Genomic DNA, 18,692 nt, shown 5'->3' on the forward strand with positions numbered 1-18,692 from the left:
TGACCTGACCGCGCCGCCCGGATTCCGGGCCGCGTGGCCATCCTCGCTTCCCTGCCCGCCTTCTGCAGCCTGCTTCAACCGCCCCGCAGCGTCGGATCGACCGCCGCCCGCCAGCTGATGGCCTGCGCACGTGCGCCGTTGAAATACGCGATCCAGCCGGCACGCGCCGCGGCATCCGGCGCCGCATAGTGCGTCGAAAGTTCGTTTACGAACGCACAATAGTTCGCTTCGGTCAGCCCGCGATACCGTTTCGCCACGTACGCGTCGACCAGCGTCGAGTAGACCGGCTGCGCGTCCGCGCCCCAGTCCCGCGCCGTGCCGCCGCATGACGTCTGCAGGTCGACGAACGACGGCGTGCGCCAGTTGCCGACGAGCGGCGGCATCCCGGCACTGCACCCCGCCAGAAGGACGGCGCACACGCCGGCCCACATCCCAATACGCATGATTCACCTCGCGAAACGGTCGATTCCGCCAGTATCGTCCGGGATCGCGCCGCGCGCTACTGGCCCCGCTTTTTCGAACTTTACTTTTTCGATTTCGTTCGTTAAATTTCGAATTCGAACATTTTCCGTTCACCCATTTCCCTCAGACGATAAGGACAGCAGGTGACCCAACCGAATCGCTACGATCTGCTCGTCGTCGGCGGCGGCATCAACGGCGCGGGCATCGCGCGCGATGCGGCCGGCCGCGGCCTGTCGGTCATGCTCTGCGAGCAGGACGATCTCGCGTCGCACACGTCGTCGTCCAGCACGAAGCTGATTCACGGCGGCCTGCGCTATCTCGAGTACAACGAGTTCGGGCTCGTGCGCAAGGCACTGCAGGAACGCGAGACGCTGCTGCGCGCGGCGCCGCACATCATGTGGCCGCTGCGCTTCGTGATGCCGCACATGCCGAACCTGCGTCCGGCCTGGCTGATCCGCATCGGCCTGTTCCTTTACGATCACCTCGCGAAACGCGAACTGCTGCCCGGCTCGCGCGGCATCGACATGCGCCGCCACGCGGCCGGCGCGCCGCTGATCGATTCGATCAAGCGCGGCTTCGTCTATTCGGACGGCTGGGTCGACGACGCGCGCCTCGTCGTGCTGAACGCAATGGATGCGAAGGAGCGTGGCGCGGAGATCCTGACGCGCACGAAGCTGGTGTCCGCCGAGCGCCGCGGCGACGAATGGGAAGCGCGACTGCAGCACGCCGACGGTTCGATCCGCGTCGTGCATGCGCGCGCGATCGCGAACGCGGCCGGCCCGTGGGTCGGCGAGGTGCTGAAAGGCGCGCTCGGCCGCGGTGCGCACCACAGCGTGCGGCTCGTGAAGGGCAGCCACATCATCACGCGCCGCCTGTTCGATCACGACCACGCGTACATCTTCCAGAACCCGGACAAGCGGATCATCTTCGCGATTCCGTACGAACACGATTTCACGCTGATCGGCACGACCGACGTCGAATACACGAACGATCCCGCGAAGGTCGCGATCGATCGCGACGAGACGCAGTACCTGTGCGACTCGATCAACCGCTACTTCAAGCGCAAGATCTCGCCGGCCGACGTGCACTGGACCTACTCGGGCGTGCGCCCGCTGCTGGAAGACGAGAACGCCGCGAACGCATCGGCCGTCACGCGCGACTACCGCCTCGAGCTGGACGACGGCGCGGGCGCCCCGCTGCTGTCGGTGTTCGGCGGCAAGATCACGACCTTCCGCAAGCTCGCGGAAGAAGCCGGCGACATGCTGTGCAGCGTGCTCGGCCGCGACGCGAAGACCTGGACGGCCGGCGTCGCACTGCCGGGCGGCGACATCGCCAACGCGAAGTTCGACGCATTCGCCGACACGTTCGCCAAACGCCATGCGTGGCTGCCCGCCGCGCTCGCCCGCCGCTATGCCCGTGCCTACGGCACGCGCGCGGAGCGCGTGATCGACGGCGCGAAGTCGCTCGCCGATCTCGGCACCGAAATCGCACCGGGCGTCTACGACGCCGAACTGCGCTACCTGCGCGACGCCGAATGGGCGACCTGCGCGCAGGACGTGCTGTGGCGCCGCTCGAAGCTCGGCCTGCACGTCGCGCCCGGCACGCTCGATGCGGTGACTGCCGCGGTCGACGCGTGGTTTGCCGCCGCGCACGCGCAGCACGCCTGATCCGAATGCAGTTGCAGTTGCTTGACCGACGTTGACTCACCGACGCGCCGCCCCACATGCGGCGCGCATCACAACTAAGCCAAATCCACGGATGGAGATGAGAGACATGCAGGATCAGTACATCCTCGCGCTTGACCAGGGCACCACGAGTTCCCGCGCGATGCTGTTCGATCGCCAGGGCAATATCGTTTCGATCGCCCAGAAGGAATTCGAGCAGATCTACCCGCAACCCGGCTGGGTCGAGCACGACCCGCAGGAAATCTGGTCGACGCAAGCCGGCGTCGCCGCCGAAGCCGTCACGCGCACGGGCCTGAACGGCACGTCGATCGCCGCGATCGGCATCACCAACCAGCGTGAAACCACGATCGTCTGGGATCGCGAGACGGGCCAGCCCGTCTACAACGCGATCGTCTGGCAGGATCGCCGCACCGCCGACTTCTGCGATTCGCTGAAGGCCCAGGGCTTCGAGGCGAAGGTGCGCGCGAAGACCGGTCTGCCGATCGATTCGTACTTCTCGGGGACCAAGATCCGCTGGATTCTCGACAACGTGCCGGGCGCACGCGAGAAGGCCAACCAGGGCAAGCTCGCATTCGGCACCGTCGACAGCTGGCTCGTGTGGAACTTCACGAAGCACGAACTGCACGTGACCGACGTGACGAACGCGTCGCGCACGATGCTGTTCAACATCCACACGCGCGAGTGGGACAACGAACTGCTCGACATGCTCGACATCCCGCGCAGCATGCTGCCGGAAGTGAAGGCATCGTCGGAAATCTACGGCCACACGAAGACCACCGTGTTCGCGTCGAAGATCCCGCTCGCGGGCATCGCGGGCGACCAGCAGGCAGCGCTGTTCGGCCAGATGTGCACGCAGTCCGGCATGGTGAAGAACACCTACGGCACCGGCTGCTTCCTGATGATGAACACCGGCGACAAGCCGATCGAATCGAAGAACAACCTCGTCACGACGATCGCCTGGCAGATCGGCGACAACGTGCAGTACGCGCTGGAAGGCAGCATCTTCATCGCGGGCGCGGTGGTGCAGTGGCTGCGCGACGGCGTCGGCATCATCAAGTCGGCCGCCGAGATCGAAGCGCTCGCCGCGAGCGTGCCGCACACCGACGGCGTCTACCTGGTACCCGCATTTGCCGGCCTCGGCGCACCGCACTGGAACGCACGGGCACGCGGTTCGGTGTTCGGCGTCACGCGCGGCACGACCTCCGCGCACCTCGCCCGTGCGGCGCTCGATTCGATCGCGTACCAGTCGCTCGACGTGCTGGCCGCGATGGAAGCCGATTCGGGCATCAGCATCGGCGAGCTGCGCGTGGACGGCGGCGCGAGCGCGAACGACCTGCTGATGCAGTTCCAGGCGGACCTGCTCGGCGTCGACGCGGTGCGTCCGCAGATCACCGAGACGACCGCGCTCGGCGCGGCCTACCTCGCGGGTCTCGCGATCGGCTACTGGAAGAACCTCGACGAAGTGCGCGACCAGTGGCAGCTCGACCGCCGCTTCTCGCCGTCGATGCCGAAGGAGCACGTCGAGCGCTGCATGTCGGGCTGGCAGCGTGCGGTGCGTGCCGCGAAGGCATGGGCCGACGACACCCAGTAACCGTCAGGCATCCAGACGAAATACAACAACACCGGCGGACCGCGCGATGCGCGAGTCCGCCGTGACTCAAGAGAGACAACCATGTCACCTTATATTGCAGAATTCATCGGCACAGCGATCCTCGTGCTGCTCGGCAACGGCGCGGTCGCAAACGTGCTGCTTGCAAAGACCAAGGGCAAAGGCGCGGACCTGATCGTGATCGTGATGGGCTGGGCGATGGCCGTATTCGTCGCCGTCTACGTGACCGCGTCGTTCAGCGGCGCACACCTGAACCCGATCGTCACCATCAGCCTCGCGCTCGCGGGCAAGTTCGCGTGGTCGAAAGTCGGCGGCTACATCGTCGCGCAGATGCTCGGCGGGATGGCGGGCGCCTTGCTCGTGTGGCTCGCGTATCGCCAGCACTTCGCGAAGGAAGCCGATGCGGACCTGAAGCTCGCGGTGTTCTGCACGGCGCCCGCGATCCGCAGCGTCACGCACAACGTGCTGACCGAAGCGATCTGCACGTTCGTGCTGATCCTCGGCGTGCTGTACCTCGCGTCGCCGCAAGTCGGTCTCGGCGCGCTCGACGCACTGCCCGTCGGCCTGCTCGTGCTCGGCATCGGCATCTCGCTCGGCGGCCCGACCGGCTATGCAATGAGCCCCGCACGCGACCTGTCGCCGCGCATCATGCACGCGCTGCTGCCGATCCCCGGCAAGCGCGACAGCGACTGGCGCTATGCATGGGTGCCCGTCGTCGGCCCGCTGCTCGGCGGCGCCGCGGCGGCCGGCCTGTACCTGCACCTGCACGCGATGGCCTGAACGCGGGCCTGTGAAGAAGCGCGTGGCAATCGACCAACGCGCGCTTCGGGAACAGGCTCTTTCGCCTGACCGCCGGCACGCCGGCATAGCGGCGCGGGTATCGCACCCGTGCCGCCTCTCTCCTCCTTCGTACTCGTACCCACGGCCCGTGGCTCGCGCCAGTTGCGCATTGCGCGCATCGCTTCGCTACCTGCCGCCCGCCTCGCCGATCAGCGATTTCAGCTTCACGTTCACGTCCGCCACTGCGGTCGGCGTCACGTCCGCCCCACGCTCGACCAGCATCCGCGCAACCCGCATTTCCTTGACGAACCCCGACGCGCGGCCGAAACCGCTCGCGGCAACGAGCCGCGCTCCGGCGTCGAAATGGAAATGGATTTCCGCGTCGTCGCCAAGCACGCGCGCGACCGCCCGCTCGCCGAGCACCGGCTCCCCGGCCACCTGCAACTGCGCGTCGTATTGATCCGACCAGAACCACGGCGTCTCGCGATACGGCTCGTCGGCGCCGAGCATGTTGCGCGCGGCGACGCGCGCCTGGGTCTCGGCGCCGTGCCACGTCTCCTGACGCACAAGCCGCCCCGACCGGTGGCTCGGAAACACCGCGACGTCGCCGGCGGCGTAGATGCCGCGCGCCGAAGTCTCGAGCCGCTCGTTCACGACAATGCCGCGTTCGACTGCGAGGCCCGCATCGCGCGCCAGCTCGTCGGCCGGGTCGATGCCGATGCCGGCCACGACCGTGTCGGCGATCAGCGTGTCGCCATCGTCGAGCACGACGGCCAGCGCGCCGCCGGCCATCCGCTCGATCGCCACCGGCTTCCGGTTCACGCGAATCGCCACGCCCTGCCGTTCGTGAAGCGCGTGCACGCGCGCCGCGATCGTCTCCGGCACCGCACGCCCGAGCAGGCGCGACGCCGCGTCGAGCACCGTCACGCGGCAGCCGCGCAGTCGCGCGGACGCCGCGACTTCGAGACCGATGAAGCCGCCGCCGATCAGCACGACCCGCGTATCGGGCACGAGCCGCGCGCCGAGTGCCGCTGCGTCGTCGAGCGTGCGCAACGCAAACACGCCGTCGAGCGTCGCGCCCGGAATCGTCAGGCGACGCGCGCGGCCGCCGGTCGCGAGCAGCAGCGCATCGTAGCCGAACACGCTGCCATTCGACACGCGCACCTCACGTGCGCCCGGATCGATGCGCTCGACCGTCGCGACGACCGGCTCGATGCGATCGGCCGCCCACGCTGCCGGCTCGCGCAACCGGCACTGCGCCGCGCTGCGTTCGCCGGTCAGCACGCCCTTCGACAACGGCGGCCGCTCGTACGGCAGGTGCGCCTCCGCGCCGATCAGCACGATCCGCCCGCCCCAGCCGGATTCGCGCAGCACCTGCGCCGCGCGGCCGCCCGCGTGGCCCGCGCCGACGATCGCCATCACCCGGTGGTTCGTCATCGCGTCACACCTCGATCAGGATGCGGCCGTCTTCGATCTTTGCGCGATACGTGCGCAGCTTCTCGCAGGCGGGTGCGGACAGTGGCCGGCCGTCGCGCACGTCGAAGCGCCCGTTGTGCTTCGGGCATTCGATCACGTGGTCGATCACGAGGCCGTCCGCCAGATGCACGTGCTCGTGCGTACACAGGCCGTCACTCGCATAGACTTCGCCATCGATGCGGTAGATCGCGTACGTGTGGCCGGCATGATCGAAGCGCGCGACATCTTCGTCGTCGATGTCGTCGAGCGCGCCGGTGTCGATCCATTGCGTCATGTTGCGTGTCTCCTGGGTTGGAAGATTCGATATCGGTCACGCACGCGCGGCATCCGGCACGGGCCGCACGACGTAATCGGTCGGGTCGCGCGTCTGCCTGACCAGCGCCGGTACGATCTCCGCATATGCGGCCAGCGTGCTGCGATACGGCGGCGGCATGTCGGCCTTCACCGCTTCGTGCAGCTTCGGCAGCGCGTGGAACGGCACCATCGGGAACATGTGGTGCTCGACGTGGTAGTTCATGTTCCAGTACAGGAACCGGAATACCGGATTCATCATCACGGTCCGGCAGTTGCGCCGGTGATCGAGCACGTTCTCGGGCATGCCCGCGTGCTGCGTGAGGCCGAAATACAGGTACAGCCACGCGCCGTAGAGGCTCGGCAGCCCGATGTAGAGGAGCGGCAGGAGCGTGTGCCAGTACAACGAAGCACCGACCACCATTGCGTAGACAGCGAGATGGATGCGCGCTTCGCGCACGACCTTCGGCCGTTCCGATTCGGGCACGTAGGTGCGCGCCTCGTCGTCGAGCCGGCCGGTGAACGCAATCGCGATCATCTTGCGCAGCTCGCCGGCCACATGCTTCAGCGCGACGACGTTCAGCGCGAGCGAGAGCCAGTCGGTCGGCTTCGGCGCGGCGATTTCCGGATCGCGCCCGACGACCAGCGTATCGGTGTGATGGCGCGCATGGCTCCAGCGCCACGCCGTCGCGCGGCGGAACACCTGGAACGACGCGACCTGGTACAGCACGTCGTTCATCCAGCGCGTGCGGAACGCGGTGCCATGCCCGCATTCGTGCCAGCGCGAGTCGGCCGGGCTGCAGTAGAGCGTGCCGTACACGAAGAACGCGGGGATCGCCCACGCCGAATGTGCGCGCCACGCCAGCCACGCGAGCACGCCGCTGATCGCGATCGCCGCGTACCAGATCAGCGTGTCGCGGATCGTGCGCGCATCGCCGCGCTGCATCAGCTGCTTCATCAGCGGCCGTGGCACCGCGCATCGGTACCACGCGGCGTTGACGAGCCCGGCCGCGTGCGCGCGCTCGCCGGCGCCGCCGATCATCCGGTATTCGTGACGGCGCGCCGCCGTGCGGTCGTGCGCCTGGTCGTCGGTATGAACCACGTGCGTCTCCTTGATTCCTTGTACGTAGGAAGCGCGGCAAGCGCTTCGGCATGGAATCAAAATTAGGCCCGCGGCCTCCCCCGCTCAATCGAAACGTTGACGAAATTTCGCCATCGCTTTAGCGTTTCTCGCATCGCCACGCGTCGATGGCGACACCCCGATGGAGACAAAACCATGGCAGGCGAATCCGGGCCGCGCTGGCGCAAGCGCACCGCACGCTTCGACGAGATCGCGGCGCTCGCCGGGGTCAGCACGACCACCGTCGACCGCGTGCTGAACGAGCGCGGCAGCGTCTCGGCGCAGGCCCGCGAACGCGTGGTCGCGGCCGCGCGGCAGCTCGGCGTGCCGCGCCAGCTGCCCGACACGCGGCACGGGCTGATCCACGTCGACGTGCTGCTGCCGGATACCGACGCGGCATTCTTCCACCGGCTGCAGCTGGCGCTGCAGCGCTCGCTGCAGATGCTCGACCGGCGCGTGGTCGTGCACCGGACGATCCTGCCCGCCGCCGACGACGAGCGGGCCGCCGCGCTGATCGAACGGCCCGCCTACCGGCGCGCGGCGCTGATCGTCACCGCGCGCGACACGGCCCGCGTGCGCGACGCGCTGGCCGGCGCGATCGCGCGCGGCGAGACGGTCGTCACGATGGTCACCGACATCGGCGGCATCGACCGCGTGCACTTCGCGGGCATCGACAACTACCGGGCCGGGCGCACGGCCGGCTACTACATCGGCCGCCTGGCGGCGCGCCCCGGCCGCGTGCTGCTGCTCGGCGGGCGCATGGGCTACCGCGCGCATGCCGACCGGATGGCCGGCTGCCGCGACCAGCTCGCCGAAGCGTTCGCCGCCGTCCGCTGCGACGACGAGCCGGTCGAGACGCTCGACCAGGACGACCGCTGCTACCGCGCGGTGACGAAGGCGCTGCAGGCACACGACGACGTGGTCGCGATCTACAACAGCGGCGCCGGCTCGGCCGGCATCGAAGCCGCGCTGCGCAAGGCCGGCGCGACCGGCCGGGTCGTGTGGATCGGCCACGAGATGATCGACCTGCACCGCACCTTCATCGAAGCCGGCGCGATGGATCTCGCGATCGACCAGGATCCGGACGGCCAGGCGATTTCCGCGCTGCAGCATGTGCTCCATGCGTGCGGGATCGTCGACCAGCCGCCGCCGGCCGACCCGGTCGAATTCCGCGTGTTCTGTTCGGCCAATGTGCGGACGAGCGCCTACCTGCCGGCCTGAATCCCGCCGCCCGGCGCATCGCCTGCCGCGTCGCATGCGCATTGCGAAAAAATCGACCGCTGCATTGGCGATTTTTCGCCAACGTTTGTCATGCAGCCCGCGTCGCGCCTCCGTACATTGGGCAACCAATCCCATCACAACGGCGGACAGGAGACGATGGCTGAACCGATCCTCATCGGCGTGAACCTCGACGGCGTGCTCGAACACGACGGCCTGCCGTTGCCCACGCCCGCCGAACGTTTCCGGATGGTGGCCGGCGCCGGTGTATTCGACTACGTCGAAAAGAACCCGGCGCGCGGCGAGGACCTGTCGCCGTATTTCGCGCTGGTCGAACGCCATGCGCTGCCGATTCGCGTGATCGGCGGCATCTGGTGCGCGGGACGTGACGAAGCACACGTCGCCGAGATCGTCGACGCGGGCGCGCGTTTCGGCAGCACCGTGCTCAACTGCCAGCTGTACATGCATCACGCGGACGGCCATCCGCTGTCCGACCGCGAGGTTGCCGATTTCTACCTGCGCACTCACGAGCGCGGCGAGCCGGCCGGTTGCCTGCCGAGCCTCGAAGTGCACGTCGACATGTGGAGCGAGGATTTCACGTGCATCGCGCGCGTCGCACGGCATGTCGAGCGGGCCGGCGTGCCGTTCCGGATCACGCTCGATCATTCGCACCTGCTGTTCAAGATCGGCAATCGCGCCGAACTCGATGCATCGGGCCTGCGCGACGCGGCCGACGCCGGCCGCCGGATGCTCGACCCCGCATCACCCGACGCCATCTACACCGACTGGATCGCGCGCGGCTGGGTCCGGCATGCACATGCGCGCAGCGTGACGCCGAACAATCCGGACAACCCATGGATGCGCCGCGCCGACGGCAGGCCCGGGCGCGGCATCCAGTATCCGCTCGTCGCCCCGGCGCCGGACGCCTATCACGGCGCATGGCACGCAGAGGCGCTCGATACGTGGAAGGCCGCGCTTCGTCAGTTGCTGCAATCGCAGGCCCATGCACGACCGTCGCGACTCGAACAGATCAGCTGCGAGTTCATCCCGTTTCCCGACTACGGCGGCGGCGCACGCTATTCGATCTTCGACAACAACGTCGCGTGCGCGCACTGGCTGCGCGACACGTGGCATGCCCTCGCCGCGCCGCCGGCAGCCGACATCGCACGCACCGCCGCCCGATTCGAACCCAGCCCCCACTCGAGACCCAAGGACAGAACGATGACGCAGGCCTTCCACTTTTCGCTGAACCGGATGAGCGCACCGCGCTTGCCGTTCGACCGTTACGTCGCGCTGTGCAAGCGCCTCGGTATCGACACGATCGAGATCCGCAACGATCTCGACGGCGTCGAGATCGCCGACGGCACGCCGGCCGCCGCCGTGCGCGCGACGGCCGAAGCCGGCGGCGTGACGATCCTGACGATCAACGCGCTGCAGCGCTTCGAGCAATGGAACGCCGAGCGCGCGGACGAGGCGACCGTGCTGGCCGACTACGCGGCGCAATGCGGCGCGCGTGCGCTGGTGCTGTGCCCGACCAACAGCCGGAGCGACACGCGCGGCGCGGACGCGCGCCACACGGATCTCGTGAAGGCGCTGAAGGCGCTCAAGCCGATCCTCGACGCGCGCGGCCTGCTCGGCTTCATCGAGCCGCTCGGCTTCGACGAATGCGCGCTGCGCCGCAAGTCGGATGCGGTGAAAGGCATCTACGACGCGGCGGGCGAACAGGTGTTCCGGCTCGTGCACGACACGTTCCACCATCACCTGTCGGGCGAGGACATCTTCTTCCCGAACCTGACGGGCCTCGTGCACATCTCGGGCGTCGAGGAAGACGACCTGCCGGTCGACCGGATGCGCGACGGCCATCGCGTGCTGGTCGGCGGCGCCGACCGGCTCGGCAATCTCCGGCAACTGCGCGAACTGCTCGCGCGCGGCTACCGCGGCGCGTTCTCGTTCGAGCCGTTCGCGAACGAAATCGCCGAAGCCGACGACATCGAGGACCGGTTGCGCGCGAGCATCGACTACGTGCGCGGCGAACTGGCGGATCGATGACCGCCGCCACGTTGCGCGATCGACTCGAACTGCGCGCCGGCGTAAAACCACGAAATCAACAGGAGAACGGAATGATCGAATTCGCGTTGTTCGGCGCGGGACGAATCGGCAAGATCCACGCGTCGAATCTCGCGCGCCATCCGGGTGCGAAGCTGAAGTACGTGGTCGACCGGCACGCGCCGTCAGCCGAAGCGCTGGCCCACGCGCACGGCGCGCAGGTGGCCGACGTCGAGCGCGCGCTCGGCGATCCGGCTGTCCAGGCCGTCGTGATCGCATCGAGCACCGACACGCATGCGGACCTGATCGTCGCGGCCGCGCACGCGGGCAAGGCCGTGTTCTGCGAGAAGCCCGTCGACCTGAGCGTCGAACGCTCGCGTGCGTGCGCGGACGTCGTCCGGCGCAGCGGCGTGACCTGCATGATCGGCTTCCAGCGCCGCTTCGACCCGACGTTCGCCGCGTTGAAGGCGCGCGTCGAGCGCGGCGAGATCGGCGCGCCGGAAATGCTGGTCGTCACGAGCCGCGACCCGGGTGCGCCGCCCGTCGACTACATCCGCAGTTCGGGCGGCATCTTCAAGGACATGCTGATCCACGACTTCGACGTGTTCCGCTGGATCCTCGGCGATGAAGCGCAGACGCTGCACGCGACCGGCAGCTGCCTGACCGATCCGGCCGTGCAAGACGCAGGCGATATCGATTCGACCGCGGTGACGATCCGCACGCGGCGCGGGCTGCTGTGCCAGATCAACACGTCGCGGCGCGCCGCCTACGGCTACGACCAGCGTGTCGAGCTGCTCGGCAGCAACGGGATGCTGCAGGCCGGCAACGTGCGGCCGACCGAGGTAAGCGCGTGGCTCGCGGGCGGCATCGCGACGGACGTGCCGGAGCCGTTTTTCCTCGAGCGCTACCGGCATGCGTACGCGGCCGAGATCGCGCACTTCGTCGACGCGCTGCGCGACGGCACGCCGGTCCGCACGACGATCGACGACGGGCTCGCCGCGCTCGAACTGGCCGAGGCCGCGATGACGTCGTGGAAAACGGGGCGCGTAATCGGGCTGTAACGCAACCGGTGGCGAGCGGCGGCGAACCGCGCGAGCGGGCCGCCACCGGACGATCGGCAGCCCACCCGAATGACACGTAGCGAGCACCCAGCCGCATCGGGAAAATTTGCCGAAGCGTCGCGCGGCATAGGCGTGAAAGCACGTATGATGGCGAATTGATCTGCATCGCCGACATCCCGCTTTTTCACCACCATGCTCGATCACCTCATCTGCGACTGCGACGGCGTGCTCGTCGACAGCGAAGTCATCGCCGACCGCGTGCTGCTCGATACGCTGTCCGCCACGTTCCCGAATCTCGATTTCGAAGCCGCCGCGAAGTCGGCGTTCGGCCAGCAGACGTCGCGCTTCCTGGCGGGGATCGAATCCCGCTTCGGGATCGAGATGCCCGCCAACTTCATCGAGACCATCGAGCACAACATCGAGAGTGCGCTGGCGCAATCGCTCGCCCCGATCTCCGGCGTGCGCGACGCGCTGCTGAAGGTGAGCCTGCCGGCGGCCGTCGTGTCGAACAGCCGGCTCGCGCGCGTGCGCAGCTCGCTGAAGCGCGCGGCGCTCACCGAGATCTTCGGCGATCGCGTGTTCAGCTCCGAGCAGGTGGCGCGGCCGAAGCCCTACCCCGACGTCTACCTGCATGCGGCACACACGCTCGGCGTCGCGCCGGAGCGCTGCATCGTCGTCGAGGACAGCGTGTCGGGGCTGAATGCCGCGCGTGCGGCAGGCATGAAGACGATCGCGTTCGTCGGCGCGAGCCACATCCCCGACAACTACGCGGACGCGCTGCGCGCGATGGGCATCACGCGGATCATGCGCCAGATGGACGAGCTGCCGGCGTTCGTCGAAGCCGGCATGCGCGGCGAATTCGGGGACGTGCAGTCCTGATGGTCGTGCCGTCCCGATCGGGCTGATCGGGACGATCAAGCGTGTGCCCGCTCGCGCACGCAGTACAACGGGCGCTCACATGCGCCCGCCCCTTCCCTCAGGCCGGTTCGCAGCAGCGCTCACGCGCGGCGGCCAGCGCCTCGCGGAACTCGACGAGTTCCGCGATCGTCAGCATCGGCAGCCCGTGCTGTTGCGCGAAACGCTCGACATCGTCGCCGCGCGTCATCGTGCCATCCGGATTCATCAGCTCGCACAGCACGCCGGCCGGCTTCAGGCCCGCGAGGATCGACAGGTCGACCGTGCCTTCGGTGTGACCGCGACGTGCCAGCACGCCGCCCGGCTGCGCACGCAGCGGAAACACGTGACCGGGGCGCACGATGTCGTGCGGCTTCGCCCCTTCCGCGATCGCCGCGCGGATCGTCGTCACGCGATCGGCCGCCGATACGCCCGTATGCACGCCTTCGCGTGCCTCGATCGAGACGGTGAACGCCGTGCCGTTGCGGCTTTCGTTGGTCTGCACCATCGGCGGCAGCTCGAGCGCGCGTACCGTGTCGTCGGTCAGGCACAGGCACACGATGCCGCTGCATTCGCGGATCAGCAGCGCCATCGTCTCGGGCGTGATGCGCTCGGCGGCAACGATCAGGTCGGCTTCGTTCTCGCGGTCGTGGTCGTCCTGCAGCACGACGGCACGGCCCGCGCGCATCGCGTCGAGCGCGGCGGCGATGCGCGGCGGCACCGGTTCGGAATCCAGCAACGGGAGATCGGCAAAGGCGTCGGCGGGTGCCGACGAAACGGACATCAAGGACATGTGAAACGCTCCTCGCAAATACGATTTGGGCGAAAAACGTTTCAGGGCATTGCAAACAGACAGAACGACAACCCGCTTCGCTCGGATGGCGAAGCGGCCCTGACGGACATGACTATCTGCACATCTTCTCTCATCCGGACTATGACCGTCGGCTCTGGCATTCGACCAGATCTGCTGACCCCGCGCGAAGGCGCGGGCGCTCGCGGGCTCGCCGGCTTGTGCCAGCCTACCGCCGGTGGGGAATTTCACCCCGCCCTGAAGACGCACTGATTGCCGGATGGGGCAACCCCATCAGCGGCGGGCCAAGCATACAGCAGCTGCGCGCGCGGCGCAGCGAACACCACCTAAAACCTTACTGACGACTCCGTCTAACGGCATCGTCCAAACGGCCGACGGACACCCCGCGATCCCGTCCGAACGACGCGAACGCGGCCCGCTTCCGTACGGCCTGCGTTGCGCGATCAGCCCGCCGCGTGCGCGGCATGTGCCGCGTGCGCCGCGTCGGGCACGAGCCAGCGCGGCGGCACCTCGGGGCTCACCGTCACGCGAAACGCGCGCGCTTCGCTGTCGCCCGGGTTGCGCAGGCTGTACGGCTGGTCGGCGTCGAACACGATCGCGTCGCCGGTCGCGAGCAACTGGCGGCGGTCATGCACGCTGACTTCGAGCGTGCCTTCGCTGACGACGAGGTTGACCGTCGTGCCGGGCGCACGGCGTGCGCCGGGCTCCGTATGCAGCGGCGCGATCCGCAGCTCGTGGAACTCGGCCGCGGCCGGCTCGCCTTCCGGGTACAGCGCGCGCGCCGAGAAGCGGCCGTTCGAGCTGACGACGCGCGACGCGCGCTCGGCCGCCAGGTGCTCGAAGCCGTTCACCGCATGGCGGCGCAGGAAGGCGGCGACCGATACCTTCAGCGCCGCGGCGATCTTGCAGAGCACCTTGATCGACGGCACGCTGCGCGCCGACTCGATCTGCGCGAGCATCGCGCGCGACACGCCGGACAGCCGTGCGAGCGCATCGAGCGACAGCTGCCGCTCGGCGCGCAACCGCGCGAGGTTCACACCGACGACCTGTTCGAGAACATCGAGCGACGCGGACGCCCGCGCATCGGCGGCGTTGCCGGACTCGAAGGAAGACACGTCGCGCACGAGCGCCAGGGATGAAGACATAGCATTGCCTCCGGGCCGCTGCGCAGCCCTGCGTATGGGGTAAGCCGGGATCGGAATCGGGTTGCGCCAGCAACGGCGCGTATCGAGACGCTATCACCCGGTCTTGCAGCGGCAAACGAAGTTATCTTCACACCGTTATCAGCATCGCGGAGGAATGCGTTTCTCGCGAACCTTTTCCTGCCGCTATCGCGTCGCGCGGGCGCCGCTCGTCACCGCTCATTGCGCCGCCGGCGCCGCGCCGCGTGCCGGCCCGCGCGCGCCGAGCCGCATCGCGAACCACGTGACCACGAACGCCGCGAACGTCACCGCGACGGCCACCCAAGGCAGCGCATCGAGCGCGAGGCCGCGTTCCAGCGCAAGGCCGCCGAGCCACGCGCCGAGCGCATTGCCGACGTTGAACGCGCCGATGTTCAGCGTCGACGCGAGATGCGGCGCGCTCGCAGCCTTCTCGACCACGTGCGCCTGGAGCGGCGGCACCGTCGCGAACGCGGCGATCCCCCAGACGAACACGGTGACGGCCGCCGCGACCGGATGGTGGCTCGTCTTCGCGAACACGACCATCACGGCCATCAGCGCGACGAGGATCGCGATCAACGACGGCATCAGCGCGCGGTCGGCGAGCTTGCCGCCGAGCGTGTTGCCGATCGTCAGGCCCGCGCCGAACAGCACGAGGATCAGCGCGACCGCGCGCGGCGAATAGCCCGACACGGACTGGAGAATCGGCGCGATGTACGTGAACACGACGAACACGCCGCCGAAGCCGAGCACGGTCATCAGCAGCGCGAGCCACACCTGCGGCTCCTTCAGCACGCGCACTTCGTGGCCGAGCCCGACCGGCCCGCTGTCGTGGCGGTTCGGCACGAGCGCGGCGACGCCGCTGAGCGCCAGCACGCCGAGCGCGGCGACGATCCAGAACGACGCGCGCCAGCCGAGCAACTGGCCGACGAACGTGCCGAACGGCACGCCGAGCACGTTCGACAGCGTGAGCCCGGTGAACATCAGCGCGATCGCGCTCGCACGCTTGTCGGTCGGCACGAGCGACGCGGCGACCACGGCGCCGATCCCGAAGAACGACCCGTGCGCGAACGACGTGACGACGCGCGCGACCATCAGCATTGCATAGCCGGACGCGGTCGCGCACAGCACGTTGCCGACGATGAAGATCGCCATCAGCAACTGCAGCGCCGCCTTGCGCGGCATGCGGCTCGTCAGCACCGCGAGCAGCGGCGCGCCGGCCGCGACACCGAGCGCGTAGCCCGTGACCAGCAGGCCGGCCGACGGCAGCGACACGGCCAGGTCGCGCGCGACTTCGGGCAACAGGCCCATGATGATGAACTCGGTGGTACCGATGGCGAAGGCGCTGATCGCAAGCGCCAGTAACGGAATGGGCATGACGTTCTCCGGAAGGCGGCGGACGCGGCGCCCGGTCGGTGCCGCACCGCACAAAAGGCAGGATGTGCGCATTGTCCCGAAGACGCCGATATTTGATAATTGGCGTGGCGTTTGAACCATTTTCAAATATTTCTGGAAAATCGCATGGATCGACTGGGCGACATCCGGCTGTTCGTCGAGGCGGCCGAACTGGGCAGCCTGTCCGCCGCCGGGCGCAAGCTGAACCTCACGCCGGCCGCCGCGAGCGCGCGCCTCGCGAAGCTCGAGGCGGCGGTCGCGACCCGGCTGTTCGACCGTTCGACCCGGCAGTTGCGGCTCACCGACGAGGGCCGCCTGTACCTGAACGGATGCCGGCAGGCATTGCAGGCGCTCGACGACGCCAACGCGCTGCTACAGGCCGGCCGCAACGTCGTCGGCGGCCGGGTGCGGCTGTCGGCGACGTCCGATTTCGGCCGCCGGCGGCTGCTCGACTGGCTCGACGAATTCACGGCACGCTACCCGGACGTGACGTTCTCGCTGACGGCGTCCGACTCGACGGTGAACCTGTGGCAGGACGAGATCGACCTGGCGATTCGTTTCGCGGCGCCGCCCGACGGCGCGCTGATCGCCCGCCGGCTCGCCGCGGACCGGCGCGTGCCGTGCGCGGCGCCGTCCTTCATCGAACGCCACGGCGTGCCGCGTGATCCTCACGATCTGGCCCGCTTTCCGTGCAACGTGATCACGGTGGCGTCCGGGCCGATGAACACGTGGCGCTTCACGCGCGGCGACCGAAGCGACGATATGCAGACCTGCACGGTGCCGCTCGCCACCGCGTTCGAGACCAACGACGGCGGCCTCGCCCGCGAGTGGGCGCTGCGCGGCCGCGGCATCGTGCTGAACTCGATCTGGGATGTCGCCGACGATATCCGCGCCGGGCGACTCAAGGTCCTGCTGCCCGACTGGCGGCACCAGAGCGCGCCGCTGCACGCGATCTATCCGGGCAAGCGCTACATGGCGCCGCGCGTGCGCGTGCTGCTCGACTTTCTCGCCGAACGCTTCGCGCGCGAGGAAGCCGCGCACGACGACCTGCTGAACGCGTGCCGCTGACGGCCGGCGCGCCGCCATTCAGGGGTCGGAACGTGGCGGGCGGCGTCGCGCGGCCGCAACCCGCCGCCCGTCCCGGTCGGCATGAAAAGCTATAATGGAAGGCTTTCCCGACGGCTTTTCATGCTGGCTGCGCGCGATCCGCGTGCAGCGCACGGCCGTCCCGATTCACTCTTGACGACGCCCCCAGGTCAACCACTGCGAACGGCGAATCCCCATGACCAAGAAAGTTTACGTAAAGACCTTCGGCTGCCAGATGAACGAGTACGACTCGGACAAGATGGTGGACGTGCTGAATGCGGCCGAAGGCCTCGAAAAGACCGATACGCCGGAAGACGCGGACATCATCCTGTTCAACACGTGCTCGGTGCGTGAAAAGGCGCAGGAGAAGGTGTTCTCCGATCTCGGCCGCGTGCGCGAGCTGAAGGAAGCGAAGCCCGGCCTGCTGATCGGCGTCGGCGGCTGCGTCGCGAGCCAGGAAGGCGCATCGATCGTGTCGCGCGCGCCGTACGTCGACCTCGTGTTCGGCCCGCAAACCCTGCACCGCCTGCCGCAGATGATCGACGCGCGCCGCGAGAGCGGCCGTGCGCAGGTCGACATCTCGTTCCCCGAAATCGAGAAGTTCGACCACCTGCCGCCCGCGCGGGTCGAGGGGCCGAGCGCGTTCGTGTCGATCATGGAAGGCTGCTCGAAGTACTGCAGCTACTGCGTGGTGCCGTACACGCGCGGCGATGAAGTGTCGCGCCCGCTCGACGACGTGCTGACCGAAGTGGCCGGCCTCGCCGACCAGGGCGTGCGCGAAGTCACGCTGCTCGGCCAGAACGTGAACGCGTATCGCGGCGCACTGGCGGCCGGCTCGTCCCCCAAGGGGACTTCCTACGGGGCGTCGGAGATCGCCGATTTCGCGACGCTGATCGAATACGTCGCCGACATCCCCGGCATCGAGCGGATCCGCTACACGACGTCGCACCCGAAGGAATTCACGCAGCGCCTGATCGATACCTACGCGAAGGTGCCGAAGCTCGTGAGCCACCTGCACCTGCCCGTCCAGCACGGCTCCGACCGCATCCTGATGGCGATGAAGCGCGGCTACACGGTGCTCGAATACAAGTCGGTGATCCGCAAGCTGCGCGCGATCCGCCCGGACCTGTCGCTGTCGACCGACATGATCGTCGGCTTCCCCGGCGAGACCGAGGACGATTTCGACAAGATGATGGCGCTCGTGCACGAGATGAGCTACGACACCAGCTTCTCGTTCATCTACAGCCCGCGCCCCGGCACGCCGGCCGCGAACCTGCACGACGACACGCCGCGCGAGGTGAAGCTCAAACGCCTGCAACATCTGCAGGCGACCATCGAGGAAAACGTCGCGCGCATCAGCCAGTCGATGGTCGGGAAGGTCGAGCGGATCCTCGTCGAGGGCCCGTCGCGCAAGGACCCGAACGAACTCGCGGGCCGTACCGAGAACAACCGGGTCGTGAATTTCCCGGCGCCGCTCGCCTCGCACCCGCGCCTGATCGGCCAGATGATCGACGTGAAGATCAACCACGCCTACCCGCATTCGCTGCGCGGCGAGCTCGTGCTCGTCAGCGACGACGCGAGCGCGGCCACGCACTGAC

Annotated in this window: 16 protein-coding genes, 1 pseudogene and 1 riboswitch; of the genes and pseudogenes, 10 read left to right on the forward strand and 7 right to left on the reverse strand. The window is 68.3% G+C overall.

Annotation, left to right across the window (positions count from 1 at the left end; all coding sequences use genetic code 11):
• Nucleotides 1-74: 74 nt before the first annotated feature.
• Nucleotides 75-443: a hypothetical protein gene (locus BDI24065_RS18715; RefSeq protein ID WP_175032527.1), complete on the reverse strand. Its 369-nt coding sequence runs from the start codon at nt 441-443 to the stop codon at nt 75-77.
• A gap of 162 nt (nt 444-605) precedes the next feature.
• Here BDI24065_RS18715 and glpD point away from each other — a divergent pair, with 162 nt between their 5' ends.
• From glpD to BDI24065_RS18730, 3 genes are all read left to right on the forward strand, one after another.
• Nucleotides 606-2,129 (forward strand): glycerol-3-phosphate dehydrogenase, encoded by a 1,524-nt coding sequence (glpD, locus tag BDI24065_RS18720; RefSeq protein ID WP_175032528.1) that lies wholly within the window; start codon nt 606-608, stop codon nt 2,127-2,129.
• A gap of 106 nt (nt 2,130-2,235) precedes the next feature.
• The gene (glpK, locus tag BDI24065_RS18725; protein ID WP_175032529.1) at nt 2,236-3,738 is read left to right on the forward strand and encodes a glycerol kinase GlpK; all 1,503 of its coding nucleotides are present in this window, start codon (nt 2,236-2,238) and stop codon (nt 3,736-3,738) included.
• An 81-nt stretch (nt 3,739-3,819) separates the two neighbouring features.
• Nucleotides 3,820-4,536: an MIP/aquaporin family protein gene (locus BDI24065_RS18730; protein ID WP_175032530.1), complete on the forward strand. Its 717-nt coding sequence runs from the start codon at nt 3,820-3,822 to the stop codon at nt 4,534-4,536.
• Between the two features lie 186 nt (nt 4,537-4,722).
• Here the strand turns inward: BDI24065_RS18730 and BDI24065_RS18735 are convergent, their stop codons facing one another.
• Genes BDI24065_RS18735 through BDI24065_RS18745 form a run of 3 tightly spaced genes read right to left on the reverse strand, consistent with a single transcriptional unit; the run spans nt 4,723 to nt 7,345 of the window.
• The gene (locus BDI24065_RS18735; RefSeq protein ID WP_175032531.1) at nt 4,723-5,973 is read right to left on the reverse strand and encodes an NAD(P)/FAD-dependent oxidoreductase; all 1,251 of its coding nucleotides are present in this window, start codon (nt 5,971-5,973) and stop codon (nt 4,723-4,725) included.
• Nucleotides 5,974-5,977: 4 nt separating this feature from the next.
• Nucleotides 5,978-6,286 (reverse strand): non-heme iron oxygenase ferredoxin subunit, encoded by a 309-nt coding sequence (locus BDI24065_RS18740; RefSeq protein ID WP_011353115.1) that lies wholly within the window; start codon nt 6,284-6,286, stop codon nt 5,978-5,980.
• A 36-nt stretch (nt 6,287-6,322) separates the two neighbouring features.
• Complete coding sequence (locus BDI24065_RS18745; RefSeq protein ID WP_438820020.1) at nt 6,323-7,345, reverse strand: fatty acid desaturase family protein; 1,023 nt, start codon at nt 7,343-7,345, stop codon at nt 6,323-6,325.
• 234 nt (nt 7,346-7,579) lie between these two features.
• Here BDI24065_RS18745 and BDI24065_RS18750 point away from each other — a divergent pair, with 234 nt between their 5' ends.
• From BDI24065_RS18750 to BDI24065_RS18770, 5 genes and pseudogenes are all read left to right on the forward strand, one after another.
• The gene (locus tag BDI24065_RS18750) at nt 7,580-8,644 is read left to right on the forward strand and encodes a LacI family DNA-binding transcriptional regulator (protein WP_175032533.1); all 1,065 of its coding nucleotides are present in this window, start codon (nt 7,580-7,582) and stop codon (nt 8,642-8,644) included.
• A 156-nt stretch (nt 8,645-8,800) separates the two neighbouring features.
• Nucleotides 8,801-9,787 (forward strand): annotated as a pseudogene (locus tag BDI24065_RS18755) (xylose isomerase); the annotation flags it as partial.
• A 75-nt stretch (nt 9,788-9,862) separates the two neighbouring features.
• A complete protein-coding gene (locus BDI24065_RS18760; protein ID WP_175032588.1) occupies nt 9,863-10,690 on the forward strand; it encodes a TIM barrel protein in 828 nt (275 codons plus the stop codon).
• 71 nt (nt 10,691-10,761) lie between these two features.
• A complete protein-coding gene (gene iolG / locus BDI24065_RS18765) occupies nt 10,762-11,748 on the forward strand; it encodes an inositol 2-dehydrogenase (RefSeq protein ID WP_175032534.1) in 987 nt (328 codons plus the stop codon).
• Between the two features lie 192 nt (nt 11,749-11,940).
• Nucleotides 11,941-12,627: an HAD family hydrolase gene (locus BDI24065_RS18770; protein WP_175032535.1), complete on the forward strand. Its 687-nt coding sequence runs from the start codon at nt 11,941-11,943 to the stop codon at nt 12,625-12,627.
• Between the two features lie 97 nt (nt 12,628-12,724).
• On the opposite strand, the gene ribB is transcribed toward BDI24065_RS18770, so the two are convergent.
• From ribB to BDI24065_RS18785, 3 genes are all read right to left on the reverse strand, one after another.
• On the reverse strand, nt 12,725-13,435 hold the full coding sequence (gene ribB, locus BDI24065_RS18775; RefSeq protein ID WP_085042345.1) for a 3,4-dihydroxy-2-butanone-4-phosphate synthase: 711 nt from the start codon (nt 13,433-13,435) through the stop codon (nt 12,725-12,727).
• A 118-nt stretch (nt 13,436-13,553) separates the two neighbouring features.
• A riboswitch (FMN riboswitch) is annotated at nt 13,554-13,702 on the reverse strand.
• A gap of 194 nt (nt 13,703-13,896) precedes the next feature.
• Nucleotides 13,897-14,598, reverse strand: coding sequence for a helix-turn-helix domain-containing protein (locus BDI24065_RS18780; RefSeq protein WP_069248802.1), 702 nt, complete (start codon nt 14,596-14,598; stop codon nt 13,897-13,899).
• Nucleotides 14,599-14,814: 216 nt separating this feature from the next.
• A complete protein-coding gene (locus tag BDI24065_RS18785) occupies nt 14,815-15,990 on the reverse strand; it encodes an MFS transporter (RefSeq protein WP_175032536.1) in 1,176 nt (391 codons plus the stop codon).
• A gap of 144 nt (nt 15,991-16,134) precedes the next feature.
• On the opposite strand from BDI24065_RS18785, the gene BDI24065_RS18790 reads away from it, so the two are divergent.
• Nucleotides 16,135-17,076 (forward strand): LysR family transcriptional regulator, encoded by a 942-nt coding sequence (locus BDI24065_RS18790; protein WP_175032537.1) that lies wholly within the window; start codon nt 16,135-16,137, stop codon nt 17,074-17,076.
• Between the two features lie 214 nt (nt 17,077-17,290).
• On the forward strand, nt 17,291-18,691 hold the full coding sequence (gene miaB, locus BDI24065_RS18795; protein WP_175032538.1) for a tRNA (N6-isopentenyl adenosine(37)-C2)-methylthiotransferase MiaB: 1,401 nt from the start codon (nt 17,291-17,293) through the stop codon (nt 18,689-18,691).
• The last annotated feature ends 1 nt before the right edge of the window (nt 18,692 follow it).

This window comes from Burkholderia lata (assembly GCF_902499025.1).
GTDB lineage: Bacteria > Pseudomonadota > Gammaproteobacteria > Burkholderiales > Burkholderiaceae > Burkholderia > Burkholderia lata_C.